General features: G+C 69.9%; 20 protein-coding genes. 11 read left to right on the forward strand and 9 right to left on the reverse strand.

Annotation, left to right across the window (positions count from 1 at the left end):
* Nucleotides 1-18 precede the first annotated feature (18 nt).
* A complete protein-coding gene (locus FNH24_RS17885) occupies nucleotides 19-246 on the reverse strand; it encodes a hypothetical protein (RefSeq protein ID WP_152363577.1) in 228 nt (75 codons plus the stop codon).
* Between the two features lie 96 nt (nucleotides 247-342).
* Between FNH24_RS17885 and FNH24_RS17890 the strand changes: the two genes are divergently transcribed.
* Nucleotides 343-909 (forward strand): ArsR/SmtB family transcription factor, encoded by a 567-nt coding sequence (locus tag FNH24_RS17890; RefSeq protein WP_152363578.1) that lies wholly within the window; start codon nucleotides 343-345, stop codon nucleotides 907-909.
* On the opposite strand, the gene FNH24_RS17895 is transcribed toward FNH24_RS17890, so the two are convergent.
* Together FNH24_RS17895 and FNH24_RS17900 are read right to left on the reverse strand one after the other, a co-directional pair.
* Nucleotides 910-1,221, reverse strand: a complete 312-nt coding sequence (locus FNH24_RS17895; RefSeq protein WP_152363579.1) for an AzlD domain-containing protein — start codon at nucleotides 1,219-1,221, stop codon at nucleotides 910-912. It lies immediately after the preceding gene.
* Nucleotides 1,218-1,964 (reverse strand): AzlC family ABC transporter permease, encoded by a 747-nt coding sequence (locus FNH24_RS17900; RefSeq protein WP_152363580.1) that lies wholly within the window; start codon nucleotides 1,962-1,964, stop codon nucleotides 1,218-1,220. Before FNH24_RS17900 ends, FNH24_RS17895 begins: the two co-directional genes overlap by 4 nt.
* A 174-nt stretch (nucleotides 1,965-2,138) precedes the next feature.
* Here FNH24_RS17900 and hisD point away from each other — a divergent pair, with 174 nt between their 5' ends.
* From hisD to hisH, 4 genes are read left to right on the forward strand one after another with little or no spacing between them, the layout of a single operon-like run.
* On the forward strand, nucleotides 2,139-3,440 hold the full coding sequence (gene hisD, locus FNH24_RS17905) for a histidinol dehydrogenase (protein ID WP_152364115.1): 1,302 nt from the start codon (nucleotides 2,139-2,141) through the stop codon (nucleotides 3,438-3,440).
* Complete coding sequence (locus tag FNH24_RS17910; RefSeq protein WP_152363581.1) at nucleotides 3,437-4,552, forward strand: histidinol-phosphate transaminase; 1,116 nt, start codon at nucleotides 3,437-3,439, stop codon at nucleotides 4,550-4,552. Before hisD ends, FNH24_RS17910 begins: the two co-directional genes overlap by 4 nt.
* Nucleotides 4,549-5,181 carry an imidazoleglycerol-phosphate dehydratase HisB gene (hisB, locus tag FNH24_RS17915; RefSeq protein WP_152363582.1) on the forward strand — a complete coding sequence of 211 codons (633 nt, stop codon included), beginning with the start codon at nucleotides 4,549-4,551 and terminating at the stop codon, nucleotides 5,179-5,181. Before FNH24_RS17910 ends, hisB begins: the two co-directional genes overlap by 4 nt.
* A complete protein-coding gene (hisH, locus tag FNH24_RS17920; protein WP_217428291.1) occupies nucleotides 5,181-5,813 on the forward strand; it encodes an imidazole glycerol phosphate synthase subunit HisH in 633 nt (210 codons plus the stop codon). The genes hisB and hisH overlap by 1 nt, the downstream gene beginning before the upstream one ends.
* Before the next feature lie 55 nt (nucleotides 5,814-5,868).
* Here the strand turns inward: hisH and FNH24_RS17925 are convergent, their stop codons facing one another.
* Nucleotides 5,869-8,418, reverse strand: a complete 2,550-nt coding sequence (locus FNH24_RS17925) for an ATP-binding protein (protein ID WP_161606183.1) — start codon at nucleotides 8,416-8,418, stop codon at nucleotides 5,869-5,871.
* A 411-nt stretch (nucleotides 8,419-8,829) separates the two neighbouring features.
* Nucleotides 8,830-10,254 carry a DHA2 family efflux MFS transporter permease subunit gene (locus tag FNH24_RS17930; protein ID WP_161606184.1) on the reverse strand — a complete coding sequence of 475 codons (1,425 nt, stop codon included), beginning with the start codon at nucleotides 10,252-10,254 and terminating at the stop codon, nucleotides 8,830-8,832.
* A gap of 85 nt (nucleotides 10,255-10,339) precedes the next feature.
* Between FNH24_RS17930 and FNH24_RS17935 the strand changes: the two genes are divergently transcribed.
* The gene (locus FNH24_RS17935) at nucleotides 10,340-10,795 is read left to right on the forward strand and encodes a MarR family winged helix-turn-helix transcriptional regulator (protein WP_161606185.1); all 456 of its coding nucleotides are present in this window, start codon (nucleotides 10,340-10,342) and stop codon (nucleotides 10,793-10,795) included.
* Nucleotides 10,796-10,852: 57 nt separating this feature from the next.
* Here FNH24_RS17935 and FNH24_RS17940 read toward each other — a convergent pair whose 3' ends face one another.
* Complete coding sequence (locus tag FNH24_RS17940; protein ID WP_152363586.1) at nucleotides 10,853-11,047, reverse strand: ferredoxin; 195 nt, start codon at nucleotides 11,045-11,047, stop codon at nucleotides 10,853-10,855.
* A gap of 11 nt (nucleotides 11,048-11,058) precedes the next feature.
* On the reverse strand, nucleotides 11,059-12,276 hold the full coding sequence (locus FNH24_RS17945) for a cytochrome P450 (protein WP_152363587.1): 1,218 nt from the start codon (nucleotides 12,274-12,276) through the stop codon (nucleotides 11,059-11,061).
* A gap of 122 nt (nucleotides 12,277-12,398) precedes the next feature.
* Between FNH24_RS17945 and FNH24_RS17950 the strand changes: the two genes are divergently transcribed.
* From FNH24_RS17950 to FNH24_RS17970, 5 genes are all read left to right on the forward strand, one after another.
* Nucleotides 12,399-13,016, forward strand: coding sequence for an acyl-CoA-like ligand-binding transcription factor (locus FNH24_RS17950; protein ID WP_161606186.1), 618 nt, complete (start codon nucleotides 12,399-12,401; stop codon nucleotides 13,014-13,016).
* Between the two features lie 75 nt (nucleotides 13,017-13,091).
* A complete protein-coding gene (locus FNH24_RS17955; RefSeq protein ID WP_152363589.1) occupies nucleotides 13,092-14,033 on the forward strand; it encodes an HAD-IA family hydrolase in 942 nt (313 codons plus the stop codon).
* A gap of 99 nt (nucleotides 14,034-14,132) precedes the next feature.
* Complete coding sequence (locus FNH24_RS17960; RefSeq protein ID WP_217428292.1) at nucleotides 14,133-15,416, forward strand: DUF6716 putative glycosyltransferase; 1,284 nt, start codon at nucleotides 14,133-14,135, stop codon at nucleotides 15,414-15,416.
* Nucleotides 15,413-16,240 (forward strand): class I SAM-dependent methyltransferase, encoded by an 828-nt coding sequence (locus FNH24_RS17965; RefSeq protein ID WP_152363590.1) that lies wholly within the window; start codon nucleotides 15,413-15,415, stop codon nucleotides 16,238-16,240. The genes FNH24_RS17960 and FNH24_RS17965 overlap by 4 nt, the downstream gene beginning before the upstream one ends.
* A 32-nt stretch (nucleotides 16,241-16,272) precedes the next feature.
* The gene (locus FNH24_RS17970; protein WP_161606187.1) at nucleotides 16,273-17,058 is read left to right on the forward strand and encodes a class I SAM-dependent methyltransferase; all 786 of its coding nucleotides are present in this window, start codon (nucleotides 16,273-16,275) and stop codon (nucleotides 17,056-17,058) included.
* A gap of 85 nt (nucleotides 17,059-17,143) precedes the next feature.
* On the opposite strand, the gene FNH24_RS17975 is transcribed toward FNH24_RS17970, so the two are convergent.
* Nucleotides 17,144-18,562 carry a polysialyltransferase family glycosyltransferase gene (locus tag FNH24_RS17975; RefSeq protein WP_175047889.1) on the reverse strand — a complete coding sequence of 473 codons (1,419 nt, stop codon included), beginning with the start codon at nucleotides 18,560-18,562 and terminating at the stop codon, nucleotides 17,144-17,146.
* Nucleotides 18,559-19,539 (reverse strand): glycosyltransferase family 2 protein, encoded by a 981-nt coding sequence (locus tag FNH24_RS17980; protein ID WP_152363592.1) that lies wholly within the window; start codon nucleotides 19,537-19,539, stop codon nucleotides 18,559-18,561. Before FNH24_RS17980 ends, FNH24_RS17975 begins: the two co-directional genes overlap by 4 nt.
* Nucleotides 19,540-19,763 lie beyond the last annotated feature (224 nt).

Genomic DNA, 19,763 nt, shown 5'->3' on the forward strand with positions numbered 1-19,763 from the left:
CGTGTCAAAGCCGGGCCGTCACGGAGCGGAGAGCCGCAGCCGCCGTTCCAGCACGCCGGCGTGCCGGAGCAGCCGTTCGGCCCGGCGGCGGAGCCGGGCGGCCTGCTTCCGGTCGCGGGCCTCGCGCCGGGTCGAGCGGTTGCGGCGAGTGGCCTCGGCGAGGTGTCGGGTGCGGTCCGGGTGCCGGTCCTCGCCGGGTCGCGGCAGGTCGAGATGGCAGGTCAGCCACGTGTCATGCCCGTGCACGGCGACTCCAATCTGAAGCAGTTCTTTCACGCTCAACGCTAGGGCGCTGTGGAGCAGATGTCAAACATCTCTTTCAGATCTTGATAGCCTGCACTGATGAGTGAAGGCGAGGAGAAGTCGGTGCTGCTCACCGATGCCCGAGCGATCCGGGCCATCGCGCACGAGGCGCGGCAACAGGTGATCAACATCCTGTACGCCGAGCAGCAGGCATTGACCGCGACGCAGTTGGCGCAGCGGACGGCGCTCAGCCCGAGCGCGATGAGCTATCACCTGCGGGCGTTGGAGAAATGGGGCGTCGTGGTCCGCGACGCCGCAGCCGAGGGAGACGGCCGCAACCGGCCGTGGCGCGCGGCCGGCAAGGTGCTGGAGATCAAGGCCGGCCACGGGGCCGGCGACGCCGCGGCGGCGGACGCGTTGTTCGAGTCGATGCTCGATGATCATCGGCTCCGGATCCGCCACCTGCGAAACCTGCCGCAGGATGAGCAGGAGGGCTACACCTCGATGGGGGTGTCGACCTACTGGTTGACCTCCGACGAGATCGCCGAGTTGCGGCACACCCTGGATGAACTGTTGCGGAGCTATCGCGATCGGCGACTGGCCCGGGGTGAGGGCCGCCGCCGGGTCGCCGTCACCTACTCGGTGCTGCCGGCGCCGGAGAGTTGATCACGTCAGCAGCCGGAGCACGGCGGTCACCGCGACCGCGACCACGAAGACCACCAACAGTCCCCGCTTCAAGATCAACATCAGCACCGCGGCGGCCAGCCCGGCCAGCACCGTCCAGTCCACCGCGAACCGCTGACCGCCGTCGAACAGCTCGGTGATCACCAGCGCGGACAGCATGGCGATCGGCAGATAGTGCGCGATCCGTTGCACCGTGGGGTGGTTCAAGATCGACTCGGGCAAGGACAGGCCGGCCAGCTTGAGCGCGTACGAGCCGACGGCGGCGATGATCACCGCGATCCAGAGCGCGGTCATGCCGTCGCCCCGGCCTCGGTCGCGCCGGCACCGGAGTCGCCGGGCTCCGGATCGCCGGGCCGGGGCACCAACCCGGCGATGATCGCTATCGCCGCGGCAGCGATCACCGGCACGCCGGGCGGGGCGACCGGGATCAGCAGCAGCGCCAGGGCGGCGCCGCCGAAGGCGACCCAACGGGCCCGTGATCGTTTCAGCGACGGCCAGAGCAGGGCCAGGAAGACGGCCGGCGCCGCGGCGTCCAGGCCGAAGGCCGCTGGGTCGATCGTGCTGCCGAGCAGGGCACCGACCAGGCTGCCGGTCTGCCAGAGCACGAACAAGATCAAACCGGTGGCCCAGAACGCGTAGCGCTGGGCCGGCCGGTTCGGCTGCCCGACGGCCATGGCGGTCGTCTCGTCGATCACGAAGTGAGCGGTCCACAGCTTGGCCGGCCAGCGCGGCTTGAGCATCTCGGCCACCGGCACGCCGTAGAAGGAGTTGCGGACGCCGAGCAGCAACGCCGCCGGGATCGCCGCGAACGGGCTGCCGGCCGCGGCGACCACTCCGGCGAACGCGAACTGGGACGCGCCGGAGAACAACACCACGCTGAGCACCATCGCCTGCGGCACCGACAGCCCCGAGCCGACCGCGACCGCCCCGAACGAGGCACCGAACGCGCCGGCGTACAGCCCGAGCCCGGCGGCCGAACGGAGCAGTTCGCCGCGGGGCAGGGTCTCGGGTGCGGAAGACGAGGAGTGACCAACCATGCGCGGATTGTGACACCCACGCCGACTTGTCAGAACTGAGTTGCCCTATGACACAACTCAGTTCTGACAAGTCGGCGTGGGGGAGACCTCGCCGCGCAGTGATATTGCCTGCCGACGATCAGAGCGGCTCCGTAGAATCGCTGCGTGCCTCAGACCTCACTGCAACTCGGCCGGATCGATCTTCGCGGGCGGGCCGCTCATGGCGGGACGATCGACTACGCGGCGGTCGTGCCCCGGGCCGAGTTCGGGATCGAGACCGCCGTCGAGGCGGTCCGGCCGATCGTGGACGACGTGGCTGAGCGCGGCCTGCCGGCCCTGGAGAAGTTCTCCGAGGAGTTCGACCACGTGGTGCCGGAGCACTTCCGGGTGCCGGCCGCCGAGCTGGCCCGGGCCGCGTACGAGCTGGACGCGGAGCTCCGGGCGGCGTTCGGCGAGTCGATCCGGCGGCGGCGTGAGGTCTGCGTGGTGGAGCGCGGCGAGCCCGAGTCCACGATCGAGCTCGCGCCCGGCGCCCGGGTCGGCCAGCGGCTGATCCCGGTCGACCGGGTCGGCCTCTACGTGCCGGGCGGGCGGGCGCCGCTGGCCTCGAGCGTGATCATGAACGTGGTGCCGGCGCAGGTCGCCGGCGTCGGCTCGATCGCCATCGCCTCGCCGCCGCAGGCCGAGTTCGGCGGGCTGCCGCACCCCTCGATCCTCGCCGTCTGCCACCTGCTCGGGGTGACCGAGGTGTACGCGGTCGGCGGTGCCCAGGCGATCGCCATGTTCGGCTACGGCGTCGACGGCCTGTGTGAGCCGGTGAACGTGATCACCGGGCCGGGCAACAGCTACGTGGTCGCGGCCAAGCGGCTGCTCAAGGGTCGGGTCAGCATCGACTCCGAGGCCGGCCCGACCGAGATCGCGGTGCTCGCCGATCACACCGCCAACCCGCGCTTCGTCGCCGCCGACCTGATCTCCCAGGCCGAGCACGACCCGTCCGCCGCCTCGGTGTTGATCACTCCGGACCAGACGCTGGCCGACGCCGTCGTCGCGGAACTGGAGCGGCAGCTGCCAGGCACCAAGCACACCGACCGGATCCTGGCGGCGCTGAACGGGCAGCAGTCGGCGGTGGTCCTGGTCGATGATCTTGATCAAGGGATCGCCGTCGCCAACGGCTACGCGGCCGAGCACCTGGAGATCCAGACCGAGGATCCGTCCGGCGTCGCCACCCGGATCCGCAACGCCGGGGCGATCTTCCTCGGCCCGTGGGCCCCGGTCTCGCTCGGCGACTACTCGGCCGGCAGCACCCACGTGCTGCCGACCGGCGGCTGCGCCTGCCACTCCGCCGGGCTGACCGTGCGCAACTTCGTCAAGGCGGTGCACGTGATCGACTACACCGAGGCAGCGCTGGGCGAGATCGCCGGCCAGATCGAGCACTTCGCCGCGGCCGAGGACCTGCCCTCGCACGGCGCCGCCGTGTCGGTCAGGTTCGACCGATGACGGGCACCGCCGGGCCGCCGAGCGACGGTTCCGGGCTGGCCGACCTGCCGCTGCGGCCGGAGCTGGTCGGCGAGGAGCCGTACGGCGCGCCGCAGCTGGACGTGCCGTACCGGCTGAACGTGAACGAGAACCCGTACCCGCCGAGTGCGGTGGTGATCGCCGACATCGCCGCCGCGGCCGCGACCGCCGCGACCGAGATGAACCGCTATCCGGACCGGGAGGCCCGCGCGCTGCGCGCCGACCTCGCGACCTATCTCGGCCACGGGCTGACCGCCGACCAGATCTGGGCGGCGAACGGCAGCAACGAGGTGATGCTGCACGTGCTCGGCGCGTTCGCCGGGCCGGGGCGCAGCGTGCTGTCGTTCGCGCCGACGTACTCGATGTATCCCGAGTACGCCCGGGACACGCACACGACCTGGCTGACGGCGCCGCGGCAGGACGACTTCACCATCGACCCGGACCGTGCCGTCGCCGCGATCAAGGAGCACCGGCCCGACGTCGTGTTCGTCACCAGCCCGAACAACCCGACCGGCACCGCGGTCGCCTTGGACACCTTGATCAAGATCATCGAGGCTGCGCCCGGAGTGATCATCGTCGACGAGGCCTACTACGAGTTCGCCCGGGCGGGGACGCCGAGCGCGCTGGAGCTGCTGCCGCGGTTTCCGCGGCTCGCGGTGACCCGGACGATGTCGAAGGCGTTCGCGTTCGCCGGCGGCCGGCTCGGCTATCTGGCGGCGTCGGCGGCCTTCGTCGACGCGCTGCGGATCATCCGGCTGCCGTACCACCTGTCGGCGGTGACCCAGGCGGTCGCCCGGGTGGCGCTGGCCCACGCCGACGAACTGCTGGCCCGGGTGGCCGACCTGCGCGCGGCCCGGGACGAGCTGGCGGTCTGGCTGGCCGGGCAGGGACTGGAGGTCGCCGAGTCGGACGCGAACTTCATCCTGTTCGGCCGATTCCCGGACCGGCACGCAGTGTGGCAGGGTCTGTTGGATCGCGGCGTGCTGATTCGCGAGACCGGCCCGGACGGGTGGCTGCGGGTGAGTGCCGGCACGCCGGCGGAGATGACCGCGTTCAAGGATGCGCTCGAAACTGTCTTGAAGGAGACGAGATGACCGACCGTACGGCTCAGCTGGAGCGTCAGACGTCCGAGTCGACGGTGAAGCTGAGCGTCAACCTCGACGGGACGGGGCGGTCGAACATCCTGACCGGGGTCGGGTTCTACGACCACATGCTGACCGCGTTCGCCAAGCACTCGCTGATCGATCTGGACGTGCACACGGTCGGCGACATCCACATCGACGCCCACCACACGGTGGAGGACACCGCGATCGTGCTCGGCCAGGCGATCCGGACCGCGCTCGGCGACAAGGCCGGGATCCGCCGGTTCGGCGATGCGCTGGTGCCGCTGGACGAGGCGCTGGCCCAGGCGGTGGTCGACGTGTCCGGCCGGCCGTACTGCGTGCACAGCGGTGAGCCGGAGGGGCAGGAGTACGTCCGGATCGGCGGCGGCCCGGCCGGGTCGGCCGGCGGCACCGTGCCGTACACCGGATCGCTGACCCGGCACGTGCTGGAGACGCTGGCCTTCCACGCGCACCTGTGCCTGCACGTCCGGGTGCTGGCCGGCCGCGACCCGCACCACATCATCGAGGCCCAGTTCAAGGCGGTCGCCCGGGCGCTGCGGACGGCGATCGAGCCGGACCCGCGGGTGACCGGCGTGCCGAGCACGAAGGGCGCGCTGTAGTGGCTGCACCGCGCGTGGTGATCTTGGATTACGGCTCGGGCAACCTGCGGTCGGCGCAGCGGGCGGTGGCCCGGGCCGGCGCCGACGTCGTGGTGACCGCCGACCGGGAGGCGGCCCTGCAGGCCGACGGCCTGGTGCTGCCCGGGGTCGGCGCGTTCGCGGCCTGCATGGACCAGCTGACCGGGGTCGGCGGGGGAGAGATCATCGGCGAACGGGTCGCCGCGGGCAAGCCGGTGCTGGCGATCTGCGTCGGCCATCAGGTGCTGTTCACCGAGGGGATCGAGCACGGCGAACTGACCAAGGGCTGCGGCGTCTGGCCGGGCACGGTCGAGCGGCTGCACGCGGTCCGGCTGCCGCACATGGGCTGGAACGTCGTCCAGCCGCCGGCCGACAGCGCGGCCTTCGCCGGCACCGACCGGGAACGCTTCTATTTCGTCCATTCCTATGCCGTCCGGTCCGACTCGGTCCGACTGAATCCCGGCCTGGCGGACAAGATCACCTGGGCCGATCATGAAGGCGACCGGTTCGTCGCCGCCGTCGAGGACGGCCCGGTCTGGTCCACCCAGTTCCACCCGGAGAAGTCCGGCGACGCCGGCCGCCGGTTGATCACCAACTGGCTGGCCCGACTCTGACCTCGGCCGGCGCCGCAGTCGGCCCGACGCGTTCGGATGGCTGGGCGGCGTGCGGTCACGGAGAGTGCTGGCGGAGCTTCTCGGTGATCGCGCCTCGGCTGGTCTCCGGTTCGTCGGTGTAGTCGAAGCCGTGCTCGGTGAGCAGGGAGAGCGCGGTCTGCCAATGCTGCCTCGCCCGGGAAAGATCACCCAGCGCAGCCGCCGCCGCGCCGAGGCCGTCCTCGGCCCGTGCAACATCGGGCCGGACCCGGCGGCGTTCGGCCAACCGCAGAGCCTGCCGATGATGCTCGAGGGCCGTCCGGCCGTCACCGAGGTCGAGGTGGGCTCGGCCCAGCCCCTGATGGGATTCGTACTGCCAGTTCAGGTTCCCGATGCGACGGGCGACCTCGAGCACCTCCCGGTAGGGCGCCAAGGAGGATGTCGGATCGCCCCCGCGGCGGAGAGCGTTGCCGAGGCTGAGCAGGCCGAACAGCTCACCCATGGGCAGGCTCTCCTGGCGCGACAGTGCCACGGCACGGCGGAACGCGGCCACAGCGGCGGAGGTCCGCCCGAGCTCGCCGTCGGCCCGGCCCCGGCCGATCAGGGCATCGACCTCCCGGGCCCGGTAGCCGACTTGTCGGGCCAGCGCCAGCGCCTGGTCGAAGTGGCCCGCGGCCGACCGGGCGTCACGCTGGTTCAGCCGGGTGTGGCCGAGCGAGCAGTGCAACTCGATCAAACCCTGTTCGTCGCCGGCCTCCGCCGCCCATCGCAGCGCCAGCGCGAAGTGCTGGTCAGGATCCTCGGAACTGCCGCTGTACTGGGCCGTCGCGGCGAGCCCGATGTGCGCGTCGACCTGCACCAGCAGCAGTCCTTCGCTCTCCGCGAGGGACAGCGCGCGGGCGAAATGACGCGACGCGGCCGGGTAGTCGCCCTGGCGTCGTCGCAACCGCCCGAGGTTCCCGTTCAGTTGGGCTGCGGCGGCCCGGTCGCCCAAGTGGTCGGCGGCCCGCAGCGCCATCCCGAGCAGGAAGTCGGCCTCGGGGAGGCGGTCCATCAGGACCAGTTGGCGATGCACCTGGCCGGCCAGTCCGACGAGGTAGCGGTGCAGCCCGAGCTCGTCGGCGGCTCGCGCGCAGGCCAGGAGATTCGGGAGTTCGGTGTGCAGCCAGGCGCTCGCCCGGCCGGCTGTCCAGTCCGCCGTATCGACGGTGTACGGCGGGTCCGGCCGGCGGCTCTTGGTGTACGGATGCGCCAGGTCCATGGCCGCGCTCGCCCAGGCGCCGTAGTGGTCGAAGAGCCGGATCAGCGCATCCCTGCGGTCGTGCTCGGACTCCGTCGACCTGGCGTGCCGGGCCGCATGGGCCCGAGTGAGGTCGTGAAAGCTGTAGCGCCCGGCAGGCGCCTCGTCGAGCAGGTGCAGATCCTGCAGACTCTCCAGGGCGGTGCCGGCCGCGGCGACCTCCGTTCCGAACAGGGCCGCTGCCGCCGCGGCATCCAGGTCCGGGCCGGGAACGAGGCTGGCCAGCCGGTAGCCGCGCCGGGTCGGCTCGTCCAACGCGGCGTAGGACAGGTCGAGGGCGGCCGAAACGCCGAGGGTCTGGTCGTCGAGCCGGTCGAGGACGGCGCCGCGTTGCTCCCGCAGCCGCTGGACGAGATCGGCCAGCCGCCAGGAGGGCCGGGACCGGAGCCGGGCGGCGGCGATTCGCAGCGCGAGGGGCAGTCGGCCGCAGAGCTCGACAACGTCGGTCAGCAACGCGGCATCGCCCTCGGACCTGCCGGCCGCCGCCTTGTCGACCCCGGCCTCGCCGGCCGGCGGTCCGGCCGACTCGGCCGCCCGGGCGAACAGGTCGATGGCAACCGGCCGGGGCAGCGTGGCCAGCCGGATCGTCGCGCCGCGGTCCAGGCTGGCCAGCGTGTGCCGGCTGGTGGTCAGCACCTGGCAGGTCGCGGTCGCCGGCAGCAGCGGCGCGACCTGGCCGGCGGTCGCCACGTTGTCGTACACCAGGAGCAGTCGCCGGTCGGCGACCAGGCTGCGGAAGAGTCCTGCGCACTCCTCGGTGTCGACCGGTAGTTGATCACCCGGCACCCCCAGGGCCCGCATCAGCCGTGCCAGCGATTCGTCCGCTGTGAGCGGGCGGGTGCGGTCGCTGAAGCCGTGCAGGTCGAGGAAGAACTGGCCGTCGGGGTAGTCCGGCGCGAGGAGCAGGCCGGCCCGGACGGCGAAGGCGGTCTTGCCGACCCCGGCCATCCCCTCGACCGCGATCACCGAGCGGCCGGCCGCGACCTGCTCGCACAGGTCGTCGAGCTCCTGCTGCCGGCCGACGAAGTGCGACGGGGCGGGCGGCAACTGCTGCGGCCGGTCGGGGAGGGCGGTGGCCGTCGCGGCTCGGCCGGCTCCGCGGGCGGCCCCGGCCAGCTCGGCCGACTCGTCGTCGTTCAGCCCGAGGACGTCCGCGACCTGGCGCAGCGAACTGCCGTGGGGGCGGGAGGACTGGCCGGACTCCCAACGACGCAGCGTTCGCGGGTCCACGCCGGCCCGCCTGCCCAGCTCCTCCTGGGTGAGCAGCGCGCGCTCGCGCCACCCGCGCAGCAAGTCGCCGAAGGTCGACGGTCCAGGTCCGGTCACGGCTGCCTCCCCGCCGCAGTCTAGGAGGTGGGAGGCCTCCGGCGGGGGCGGGTCGCGCGGCTGCCGTACGCCGAGCGAACTGTCCGACAGGTGTCCGGTCGGCGACCTGGGACCGGCGCCGGCCGCGGCGAAGAGTTGATCAGGACGGACGGTCGCTCCGGCCTCCGGACCCACCGATCCTGGGAGGCCAGATGACCATCGCCCTGCCGCACCGCCACCATTGGACGACAAGATCGCGGCATCGCACCAGCGCGGGCGTCGTCGCCTACGACCACTGCGCCTGCGGTCGCTGGTGCGTCCGGGTGGACACCGATCAGCGGGCCCGGACGGAGCGCACGGCCCTGGCGACGACGGCCACGGCAAACCAGACGGCGAACGGAGCCGGCGCGAGTACGTCGCCGGACGTAGCGGTCAGGCCGCGACCAACTCGGCGTCGGCCGGGGTGCGGGCCCGGTGCAGCAGCGCCGTGAGCCCGGCGAGCAGCAGGGCGATCACCGACCCGGCGACGGCCAGGTGCAGGCCATGGGTGATCGTGGCGGGCGTCGGCGCGGCCGTCGCTGCGGTGTAGAAGATCACGCCGATCACCGCGACCCCGAACGAACCGCCGAGCTGTTGGATCGTGGTCAGGGTGCCGGAGGCGCTGCCCGCATCCGTCCGCGGGACCGTGGCCAGCCCGACGTCGAAGACCGGCACGATGATCAGGCCCATCCCGATCCCGCCGATGGTGAGCAGACCGGCCAGCGCCCACCAGTGTGACACGGTGCCGGCTGTCGTCCCGACCAAGATCATCGACAGCGCGAACAGGGCGGCGCCGACCGCCATCACCCGGTGCCCGATCCGGGCCAGCAGCGGAGCCGCGATCGAGCTGCCGGCCAGCGCACCCAGGCTGAGTCCGAGCCAGACCAGCCCCGACTGCAGCGCCCCCAACCGCAACGCCTGTTGCAGATACAGAGTGAGGAAGAGGAAGAAGCTGACCAGGCCTGCCTGGAAGCAGAAGTTGATCATGCACCCGGTGCGATAGCCGCGGTCGGCGAACAGCCGCAGCGGGATCAGCGGCGTGCCACCGGCCCGCTCGAGCCGACGCTGTCGTACGGCGAACGCGATGAGCAACAGCGGCCCGACGGCCAACAGCACCCAGGACCACCACGGCCAGCCATGCTCCCGGCCCTCGATCAGTGGCAGGATCAGGCACAGCACGCCGGTCGTCACCAGAGCGGTGCCGGGCAGATCGAGCCGCACCGCCGGGCCCGGGCGCGTCGCCGGCACGAGCCGGATCGCGGCCAGGAACAGGGCGATCCCGATCGGCACGTTGATCATGAAGATGGCCCGCCAGCCGAAGCCGAACGCTCCGGTGCTGACGATCACCCCCGACAGCACCGGGCCGACGACGCTGGCCGTACCGGTGATGAAGCCGACCACGCCGTAGACCGGTGCCCGCCGCTCGGGCGGATACAGCGCCTGCACCCCGGCGAGCACCTGCGGCACCATCAGCCCGGCGAAGCCACCCTGCAGCGCCCGGGCCGCGACCAGCAGGCCGGCGTCGGTCGCGGCCGCCGCCACGACGGATGTCACGGTGAAGCCGGCGATGCCGATCAGGAACACCCGGCGGAGGCCGACGATGTCACCCAGCCGGCCGCCGATGATCAAGGTCGCGGCCAGGGCCAGCGTGTAGGCCGCGACCAGCCACTCCACGGCCGCCGGTCCGGCGCCGAGCTCGGCCTGGATCGACGGCAGCGCAACGTTGACCACGGTCGTGTCCATCAGATCCATGAAGTTGGCGACGATCAGGACCACCATCGCGCCCATCACCCTGACGCGCCTCGTCGTGCTGCTCATCCCGACCTCCCCAAGGTAGTTCCAATATGGAATTAGTTGGCACGATACCATGTGCTTCCAGAATGGAATTACTTCAGGAGGGTGGATGCGAGCGAGATCACAGGGAGAGCGGACGATCCGGGACCGCTTCCAGCACCTGGTGCCGCAGATGATCTTGATGCACGAGCGGGTGGCCAAGGAGATGGGGCTGACCGCGGTCGCACTGCAGGCCTTGCACATCATCGATCTGCACGGCGAGCCGATCTCGCCGACCGAACTCAGTCGGCAGAGCGGGCTGCCGCGCAGCACGGTCGCGCGGGTGCTCGCCGGCCTCGAGGCCGACGGCTACGTGCATCGCGCCGAGGTCCCGGGCGACGGGCGGCGCGCGTTGATCAGCGCCGCCCCCAAGGCGCGCACGGTCGGTCGGCGCTTCGACCTGTACGACGAAGCGATGCGGGAGACCGTGTCCGGTTTCGACGCGGCCGAGGTGGCGGTGATCGCGCGCTACTGGGAATCCCTGCTGGACAACGTCGAACGGCGCGACGCCAGAGGCTCCGAGTGATCATCGGGGAAGATCGGACCGGGAGTACCCGGCGGCAGGTTCCCCAGTATCGAGCGGTTACTCGTCGATCGTGAGGGCACCGGACGGGCAGAAGGCGACCGCCTCCCGGGCGGACTCCTCCTCGCCGGGGTCGGGCACTTCCTTGATCACCAGGACGGTCCCGTCGTTCTCGTCCTGGTCGAACAGCTCGGGGGCGGTGAAGGCGCAGTTGCCGGCACCGACGCAGACGTCACGATTCGCGATGATCTTCATGCTGCCTCCGATCACCAGGCCACCGGAAGCCGGTGCACCCCGTAGATCACCATGTCGTGCCGCAACGGGACCTCGCTCGGATCGACCGCGAGGCGCAGGTTCGGGAACCGTTCCAACAGCTTACCCAGGCCGACCACCAGCTCGGTCCGCGCCAGCTGCTGGCCCAGGCACTGGTGGATGCCGTGGCCGAACGAGACGTGCCGGACCCGCTCCCGGGTGACGTCGAGCGTGTCTGGATCCTCGAACTGGTGCGGATCCCGGTTGGCCTCCGGCAGGTGCATCGCGACGGTCTCGCCGGCCGGGATCAGCCGGCCGCCGAGCTCGACGTCCTCCAGCGCCACCCGGACGGCGACGAACTGCACGATGCTCAGATAGCGCAGCAGTTCCTCCACCGCACCCGGGATCAGTTCCGGCTCCCGGCGCAGCCGGGCCAGCTGATCGGGGTGCTGCAGCAGGGCGAAGGTGCTCAGTCCGATCATGTTGGCGGTCGTCTCGTGGCCGGCGATCAGCAGCAGCTTGCCGACGTTGCTGAGCTCCTCGTCGGTGAAGGCGGCGTCGGACTCGATCAGGCCACCGAGGATGTCGTCGGTCGGAGTCTCACGCTTGCGCCGGACCAGGTCGAGCATGAACGTGTCCAGGCGGCCCCAGAGATCGCGGATCTCCGCCACCGGGGTGTCCAGGTTGAGCAACTTCGCGGTCCACTCCTGGAAGTCGGCGCGATCGTCGTAGTCGACGCCGAGCAGTTCGCAGATCACCAGCGAGGGGACCGGCATGGCGAACGCGGCGACCAGGTCGGTCGGCCCGCCGGCGGCCTCCATCGCGTCCAGCCGCTCGTCGACGTACTCCTCGATCCGGCTGGCCAGCGCCCGCATCCGGCGCACGGTGAAGAGGCCGGTCAACTGCTTGCGATAGCGGGTGTGGTCCGGTGCGTCGTGGGAGATGAACATCCCGGGCGGGGTCGGCTGGGCATCCCCCGGACGCTCGCGGATCGGGGAGTCGGCCTTGGACCGGTCGGCGGAGAACCGTGGATCGGCCAGGACGGTGCGCGCCTCCTCGTAACCGGTGACCAGCCAGCCGCGACGACCGCCGGCCATCAGGATCGGGCGGACCGGGCCGAGCTCGGCGGCGCTGAAGGCGTCCGGGTCCCGCAGGGCCGGCGGCGGGTCGAAGGGGGTGCTGCGCTTCGTCGGCAGTGGGGTGAGGGTCTCGGTCGCGTACGGCTGGGTCATGGTGCACGTACTCCTTCGCTGGGGTCGCCCGATCACCTCAACCCTAGGAGCCGAATTGCATGACGTGCAAAGTTTCTTGTTGTGAATTACTGCACAAAGGGCAGCCTTGCTACCGTGAGGACATGACCAGCTCGGCCACCGACTCCGCGCCCGGCCTGCGCGAGCGCAAGAAGCGGGCCACCCGCATTGCGCTCAGCCGCGCCGCGTTGCGGCAGACGCTGGAGCACGGCTGGGACAAGGTCACGGTGGAGGGGATCGCGGCCGAGGTCGACGTGTCCGTCCGCACCTTCTTCAACTACTTCTCCAGCAAGGAGGAGGCGGTGATGGCCGACACCGAGGAGCACCTGGAGCGGGTGCTCGCCGCGCTGCGGGCGCGGCCCGCCGACGAGCCGATCCTGGTCGCGATGCGCAACGCTCTGGTCGGCGCGATGGACTTCCCCGACGACGAGGCGCGCGAGTGGGTGGACCAGTTCCGGCTGGCCAAGCGCGAGCCCAGCCTGCTGCCGTACTTCATCGCCCGGCAGGAGGTCGTCGAGGAGCATCTGGTGGCCGCCATCGCCGACCGCACCGGCACCGATGCCGAGCACGACCTGTATCCGACGCTGGTCGCGACCGCGGCCAGTGGTGCGGTCAAGGCGGCGATGCGGACCTGGTCGACCCGGCGCAGCCCGTTGCCGTTGGCGACCCTGATCACCGAGGCGTTGGAGCAGTTGGGCCGAGGACTGCCGCAACCCCGTTGACGTGGCCGGGCCGTTGGTCCCGGTGGTGGGGTCGGATAGGTTGACCGGCATGTCGATCGCAACCAGGAAACGATCATGAACGCCGCCGGCTACGACACGGTCGTCTTCGATCTTGGTGCGGTGGTGCTCGGGTGGGATCCGGTGCCGGCCTTCGCCACGGTCCTGCCGGCGGCGGAGGTGCCGCCGTTCCTGGAGCAGATCGGCTTCTCGACCTGGAACCACACTCAGGATGCCGGCCGGCCGTTCGACGACGGCGAGGCTGAACTGATCGAGAAGTTCGGTGATCAACATGCCGCGGCGATCCGCGCCTACCGCTCCAACTTCGAGCTGACGCTGACCGGGATGATCCCGGGCACCGGCGCGGTGATCGCCGAACTGCAGCGGGCCGGGATCCGGCTGGTGGCGCTGACCAACTGGTCGCACGAGACCTTTCCCCATGCCCAGCGGCGGTTCGGGCTGCTCCGGCGGTTCTCCGACATCCTCGTCTCCGGAGCGGAGCGGATGGTCAAGCCCGATCCGGCGATCTTCCGGCTGCTGATCGAGCGGAACGGCCTCGACCCGGCGCGAGCGATCTTCGTCGACGACGTCGAACGCAATGTCACCGGGGCCGAAGCGGTCGGGCTGACCGGGATCCAGTTCACCGACGCCGACGCGCTGCGGGCCCGGCTGGTCGAGCTCGGCCTGCTCGGGCCGCGTGAGCCGGTCACCGAGCCGGTTTTCCACCTCACCGACGTCGAGACCTGGCGCGCGGCCATGGACGCCGGCGGCTACCTGTGGTCGACCCGCGACGTCGGCTACGACCTGCAGGGGTACGTCCACCTGTCGTTCGCCGGGCAGCTCCCGGCGCTGCGGCAGCGGCTCTACCCGGACCGGGCCGACGCCGAGTTGATCTTGCTGGAGCTGCGGCCCGAGCCGGCCGATCCGCTGGTGGTCGAAGACCTGGACGCCGAGGAACCGTACCCGCATCTCTATGCGCCGCTGCCGGTCGACCGGGTGCAGGCCAAGCCGCTGTCCTGACCCGGGGTTGGCGCGATCGGCGCCGGGCGTTAACGCTGCGTTCACCCGCGATCCCTAGGGTCCGGCCGTGCCGATCGACGCCTATCGCGGAGCCCGTGGATGAAAAACGCCCTGTTCATCGCCGCCTTCGACTCGCAACTGAAATGGTGCGGCCGGATCCGGGACGAGTTCGCCAGCCGCGGCTACGCGTGCCGGGTGGTCGTGCCCGACGTGCGCTCGGCGCTGTCGGCGCAGCAGATCCGCGATGCCGGATTCGACGGGGTCGACTCGCTGTCCTGGTCCGACCTGCTGGATGTCGCGGTGATCAGCGACGTGGTGGTCTGCGGACTGTCCGGGCCGATCACCAAGGGCTTCAGCGTCGAACTGGCCGACCGGCGCAACTCGGCCGGGGTGATCGGACCGGTCTTGATCACCGGCTGGGTCGGCGTGATCATCGAGAAGATCACCGCCGGCTACCTGGACCGCTGTGCCTCCGACATCGTGGCGGTCAACTCGGTGGCCGATTACGATCACTTCACCGCCGTCGGCCGCCGGCTCGGTCTGCCGCCGGACAACCTGCTGCTGACCGGACTGCCGTTCCTCAGCCCGCGGCCGCAGCCGCAACGGACCGGCCCGATCAAGCGCGTGCTGTACGCCGACCAGCCGACCGTGCCCGGCCGCGAGGTCGAACGGCGTTACATGTATCAGAAACTGGTCGACTACGCCGTTGATCATCCGGACCGCGAGGTGATCTTGAAGCCGCGGCACCGGCCGGGGGAGGACACCTTCCACCGGATGCTCTACCACCCGGAGAACGTGCTGGCCGGCATCGACCAGCCGGCCAACTTCCGGATCGACTACACGCCGATCGGTGAGGTGCTGGACTCGATCGACCTGATGATCACGATGTCTTCGACCGCCTGCCTGGAGGCCTTGGACCACGGCTGCCGGGTCGGCCTGGTGCTCGACCTCGGCGTCCACGAGCGATACGGCAACCAGGTCTTCCTGGACAGCGGCCTGCTGCGCACCTTCGATGCTCTCGGCGCCGATCAGATCGGGACGCCGGAGCCGGACTTCCTGGCCAGCTATTTCCTGGGCCGTGAGACCACGGCGACAGCGATCATGGCCGATCGAACCGACGACCTGCTGGCCGCCGGCGTCCGCCCGTCGCACGCCGCCTGGGAGACCGACTACCTGCGCAGCGCGGCCGAGTTCCACCACGCCACCTCGGCCGGTCCGGGCGGTCTTGGCCGATCCGGTCAGCACAGTCTGGCGGCCCTGCGGCGACGGGTGATCCGGCACGGCAGAGTCAAAGGCGTGCTCGCCCAGGCGTCGGTGTCGCTGCTTCCGCCGATCCTGAACAACTCGCTGCGCGGGTTGATCAAGAACGGGCGACACTCATGAGCGCTATTAGCGGCTACTCCGACATTCCCGGGTGGTTCTGGTGGATCGATCGGCAGCTGTTCGCGACGATCCTCGAGGTCCAGGCCGGCTCCGCTCCCGGCGTTCTCGTGGAGCTGGGCACCTATCTCGGCAAGAGTGCGGTGATCATCGGCCAGCATCTCCGGCCCAGTGAGCGGTTCGTCGTGCTGGACCTGTTCGGGCGGACCGATCTGCTGACCGACACGGCCGCCGACCGCGCCAACCGGACCGAGGCCGAACGGTCCTATCCGACGCTGACCCGGCGCACCTTCGAGCAGAACTACCTCGCCCTCCATGATCAACTTCCGGAGATCGTCGAGGCGCCGAGCACCGCTATCGTCGAAGCCGTCGAGCCCGACACGGTGCGTTTCCTGCACGTCGACGCCTCACACCTCTACGCCTATGTCCGGGAGGACGCCCGCAACGCGAAGAGCCTGCTCCGCGGCGACGGGGTCGTGGTCTTCGACGACTGGCGCGGCGAGCACACGCCGGGCGTCACCGCCGCGGTGTTCGAGTCGGTGTTCGCCGACGGGCTGATCCCGTTCGCGCTGACCCCGACCAAGTTCTATGGCGTCTTCGGTGACCCGGAACCCTATCTGGCCGCCGTCCGCCACCTGATCGACAGCGACGACCGGGTCTGGGGCGAAGAGCAGGAGATCCTCGGCCGCCCGGTGCCTCGACTCAACCTGATCAAGCAGAAGGAGCAGGCCAAGACGGGCCTGTCGGACGCAGACATCGACCGGATCAGCGACCGCCTGTTCTCTCGCCTCCAGCCCGCGCTGAACGGCTCTCGCACGGACTCGTAGTGGCACCGGGTCGACCATGCAATCGTGTCAGCGTGGTTACGTACGACTGGAAGGACGGCGCAGACGCGTACGCACGCTCGTTCGCGCATCTCTGCGCAGGCACGGTGGACGAGATTCTCCGTCGCATCGGACCGGGCGACTCGGCTCGACGTCTGCTGGATATCGGAACAGGGCCGGGAACAGTGGCAGCCGCCGCCAGAGATAATGGCTACACGGTGATCGGCTTGGACAGCGATCCTTCGATGATCGCTCTGGCCTCGCGCAGTCATCCGGGGATCAGCTTCGGCCTCGCCTCGATTCGCAGCCTGCCATGTCGCGATCAGATCTTGGATGTCGTCACTGCGAACTTCGTGGTCAATCACACACCAGACCCACGTAGCGCCGTGAGAGAACTGTTTCGAGCTCTCCGCTGCGGTGGGCGGCTCATAGCAACGATCTGGACTTCGCAGCCCGGACCACTCAACCAGCTCTGGAATCAGGTCATGACACGCGCGGCGGTCACCCCGCCAGCGGGCTCTCGGCTCCCACCTGAGCATGACTTCGAACGAACTGCAGAGGGCTTCGGCGGAATTCTGGCTGAGGCCGGCTTCGAACAGGTTGAGTGTCAGGAGTTGCACTGGACCTTCGAGATTCGGCCGGACGATCTCTGGTCCGCCGTAGAAGCAGGAATTGCCGGTATCGGCCAGACCTTCCGCAGTCAGGATGCTGCAGGCCAGGAACGGATGCGAGCCGCCTATGGGGAGATCACGGCCACGGTGGTCGGCGACCTCAAGCTGCGGTCGGTCGCTCTGATCGCCTCGGCCGACCGGGTGCGCTAGGAGCTCGAATCTCGAATCCCATCGCCCGGGCAGAACCGGTGACGGGATCGGACGGGTCTGTGCATAGGGCCAACGGGGAAAGAACTCAGGCCCTATGTGCCGAAGCGGGGACCGGGCGTACGGCGCGCAGCATGCTCCGGCGGCCCTGGCCGATCAGCCGGCTGATCCGCGGCCCGAGGATGCGGCCGACGGCCCGGCGGAGCTTGGATCGGAGGCGGCGCTTCTTCTTGGACAGGCTGGGCAGCCGGCCGGGCAGGTCGAGGATCGTCAGCCGGCGCCGCTTCACGTATCCGCGGACGCTTTCCCAGTGATCGGACAGCAGCCGTTCGGTGGTCGGCCGCAGGTCGGGGTTCCGGCCGGGCTGCATGCAGTAGCCGACCATCCGGACCAGGTCGTTGATCGGTACCTCGTCGGGCCCGGACCGGGTGGCACTCACCTGCGCGGGCTGTTCCGCGAGCGAGCCTATTTCCGGCACCAGCGCATCGATCAGTGTCACGGGGATGCGATTGCTGTTTTCGTAGGGTCTGACCCGCTCCAAGGCCAGATCGGTCCCGACCCGGGCGGTCGGAAGCCCGTAACAGGTAGCCGCGGTGAGTAGGGCGGTGGAGAAGCAGCCGACGACCAGACCGATGCTCGGCTGGTCGAACCAGGACTCCACCAGATCGGCGTCGTCGTGGACGGCAAGGTCGGCGCCGAGCCGCTCCGCCTCGGCGAACAGCGGCGCGGTGAGCTGGTCCGGGGCGCTCGGGTGCGGTTTGAACACCAGGGTGGTGAACCCGGCGGCCACGGCACGGGAGATCAGTTGCCGCAGCAGATCGATCTCCTCATCCTGGGTGAGGATGTTGAGCGCGGACAGATACTGTCCGAGCAGGACGGCGACTGACCCCTTCGGTGCTGCGGTCAGCGCCTTCGGCACCTCGACGTCGAGGCCGGTGATCACCTGCCGAAAGGACTCGGCCTCGACAGTCGTCGGCCGCACCTCCCACTCGCGCAGCAGCAACGGCGTGACCGTCGGGGCGAGGTCGAGATGGAACAGCCGGTCGATCCGGCAGCCGACCTGGGTGTACAGCCCGACCCGGGTGGGGCTGTAGGACATCAGGCCATCGGCGTACACGTCGATCGGCGCGTCGGCGAAGATCCGCGCCAGGGTCAGCGCCGGTGCCGCCTGGATGCTCTCAACGATCAGTCGCAGCTCAAGCCCGTCCAAGCCCCAGCGGCCGGCGATAAGTCGCTGCAACAGAGGAAGATCATTGGCCGTCGGCCGCCATTCCGACGGATGCAGCGGCGAGATCAGCTCGTTGTAGTCGTAGACCTGATCGAACAGGCCGGTGAGCCGATCGATGCCGGCCGAGCCGAGCAGCCCCGGGGTGGCCTCGGGAGCCGTGGAGTTGTTGGAGATGATCAAGATCCGTTGCCCGGCCTCGGCCCAGGCGCCGTCCTTGATCGCGGCGGCCAGGGTTGACAGTCCGAATGCAGTGGACGCGACGAAGAGATGGGTGCTCATGCGGCGAGCACCTCGGTGATCATGGCCTGGCGGCGTGGATCGAGGCCTGAGACGACGTCGGTCAGGTGCCGTCGGGGCAGCCGGTGCAGGGCGGCCACCGACCGGGCGTGCAGTTCCGCACCGAGCTCGGGCAGGTAGGTGTCGAGCCGGCCGAGATGATGACAGATCATGCTGCAGTAGCTCCGGATCGCCTTGGGTAGCAGGCTTTCGGCATCCGGATCGGAGGTCACGTCGGAGATGATCTGGTCGAACGCGGTCAGGAAGTCGAACTGCCGCCGGTCGGAGATCTTGGTCAGGGACGTGGCCACATCACGCCGGTAGAAGACACCGAGCAGGCCGACCACGGCGAATGACTCGCCCCTCAAATGCAGCCGCCAGTTCCATGGCCGGTCCTCGCAGGTCTTCAGGTTCTCGTTGAACCGGAGTAGGCCGTTGTCGGCAAGTCGGCGATGGAAGATCCCCGCCCACGCGTTGGGTGCGTCGACCGACGTGGTGCGGTCGACCGGCAGGATCGCGTCGCGCGGCTTCACCACCGTGCCGCGGTGTGGATGGTTGATCCGGTGCACCGTGCGCTTCTTCCCGACCACGCGCACATGATCGGTGCGCAGGAAGTCGCAGCGGCGCTGCTCGATCGCGGCCAGCAGTTCGGGATAGTAGCCGGGCCGAACGAAGTCGTCGCCGTCCAGGAATGTGAGGTACTCGGCCTCGCCCGCCTGGTCGATCCCCACATTGCGCGCCGCTGACAGCCCGATGTTGTCCGGACAGTTGATCAAGGACGCACCGGGAATTCGGTCCAGTTGCCGCTCGATGATCGACTTTGTCGCATCGGTTGAGGCGTCATTGACGAGTAGGAACTCGATCCCGGGCCCGGCGTTGAGCCGCAGGCTCTGCAACATCGGCCCGACATAGGTCTCGATGTTGTGGCAGGGAATGATGACGCTGAGTCGCGTCGGCCGGTGACCGTCGGCGCGATGCATCGTCCTCCTCGTGAGGTGGTGGGGATCCCGAGGCCGTGAGCGGTTCCTGCGACAGCAGGACCTGCGCCCATGGGCGACCATGTTTGGGGAGCCAGGTGAACACACGGCAGCGCCCGGGTGAACGTCGCCCACCGACTTCCGTGCGATTGGTCGCCCCACCCATCAGATGTCGCGGTTTGTTCGCTCGTCGTTCAGGTCGGCGGTGCGATCTCGCCACATGCGAT

Origin of the sequence: Microlunatus speluncae (genome assembly GCF_009299835.1) — a bacterium.
Lineage (GTDB): Bacteria > Actinomycetota > Actinomycetes > Propionibacteriales > Propionibacteriaceae > Microlunatus > Microlunatus speluncae.

Excerpts from the sequence above, each read along its gene's own strand:
- FNH24_RS17890 (WP_152363578.1), top strand. The coding sequence starts at position 343 with ATGAGTGAAGGCGAGGAGAAGTCGGTGCTGCTCACCGATGCCCGAGCG.
- FNH24_RS17895 (WP_152363579.1), bottom strand. The coding sequence starts at position 1,221 with ATGACCGCGCTCTGGATCGCGGTGATCATCGCCGCCGTCGGCTCGTAC.
- FNH24_RS17900 (WP_152363580.1), bottom strand. The coding sequence starts at position 1,964 with ATGGTTGGTCACTCCTCGTCTTCCGCACCCGAGACCCTGCCCCGCGGC.
- FNH24_RS17910 (WP_152363581.1), top strand. The coding sequence starts at position 3,437 with ATGACGGGCACCGCCGGGCCGCCGAGCGACGGTTCCGGGCTGGCCGAC.
- hisB (WP_152363582.1), top strand. The coding sequence starts at position 4,549 with ATGACCGACCGTACGGCTCAGCTGGAGCGTCAGACGTCCGAGTCGACG.
- FNH24_RS17930 (WP_161606184.1), bottom strand. The coding sequence starts at position 10,254 with ATGAGCAGCACGACGAGGCGCGTCAGGGTGATGGGCGCGATGGTGGTC.
- FNH24_RS17935 (WP_161606185.1), top strand. The coding sequence starts at position 10,340 with ATGCGAGCGAGATCACAGGGAGAGCGGACGATCCGGGACCGCTTCCAG.
- FNH24_RS17940 (WP_152363586.1), bottom strand. The coding sequence starts at position 11,047 with ATGAAGATCATCGCGAATCGTGACGTCTGCGTCGGTGCCGGCAACTGC.
- FNH24_RS17945 (WP_152363587.1), bottom strand. The coding sequence starts at position 12,276 with ATGACCCAGCCGTACGCGACCGAGACCCTCACCCCACTGCCGACGAAG.
- FNH24_RS17950 (WP_161606186.1), top strand. The coding sequence starts at position 12,399 with ATGACCAGCTCGGCCACCGACTCCGCGCCCGGCCTGCGCGAGCGCAAG.
- FNH24_RS17955 (WP_152363589.1), top strand. The coding sequence starts at position 13,092 with ATGAACGCCGCCGGCTACGACACGGTCGTCTTCGATCTTGGTGCGGTG.
- FNH24_RS17960 (WP_217428292.1), top strand. The coding sequence starts at position 14,133 with ATGAAAAACGCCCTGTTCATCGCCGCCTTCGACTCGCAACTGAAATGG.
- FNH24_RS17965 (WP_152363590.1), top strand. The coding sequence starts at position 15,413 with ATGAGCGCTATTAGCGGCTACTCCGACATTCCCGGGTGGTTCTGGTGG.
- FNH24_RS17975 (WP_175047889.1), bottom strand. The coding sequence starts at position 18,562 with ATGAGCACCCATCTCTTCGTCGCGTCCACTGCATTCGGACTGTCAACC.
- FNH24_RS17980 (WP_152363592.1), bottom strand. The coding sequence starts at position 19,539 with ATGCATCGCGCCGACGGTCACCGGCCGACGCGACTCAGCGTCATCATT.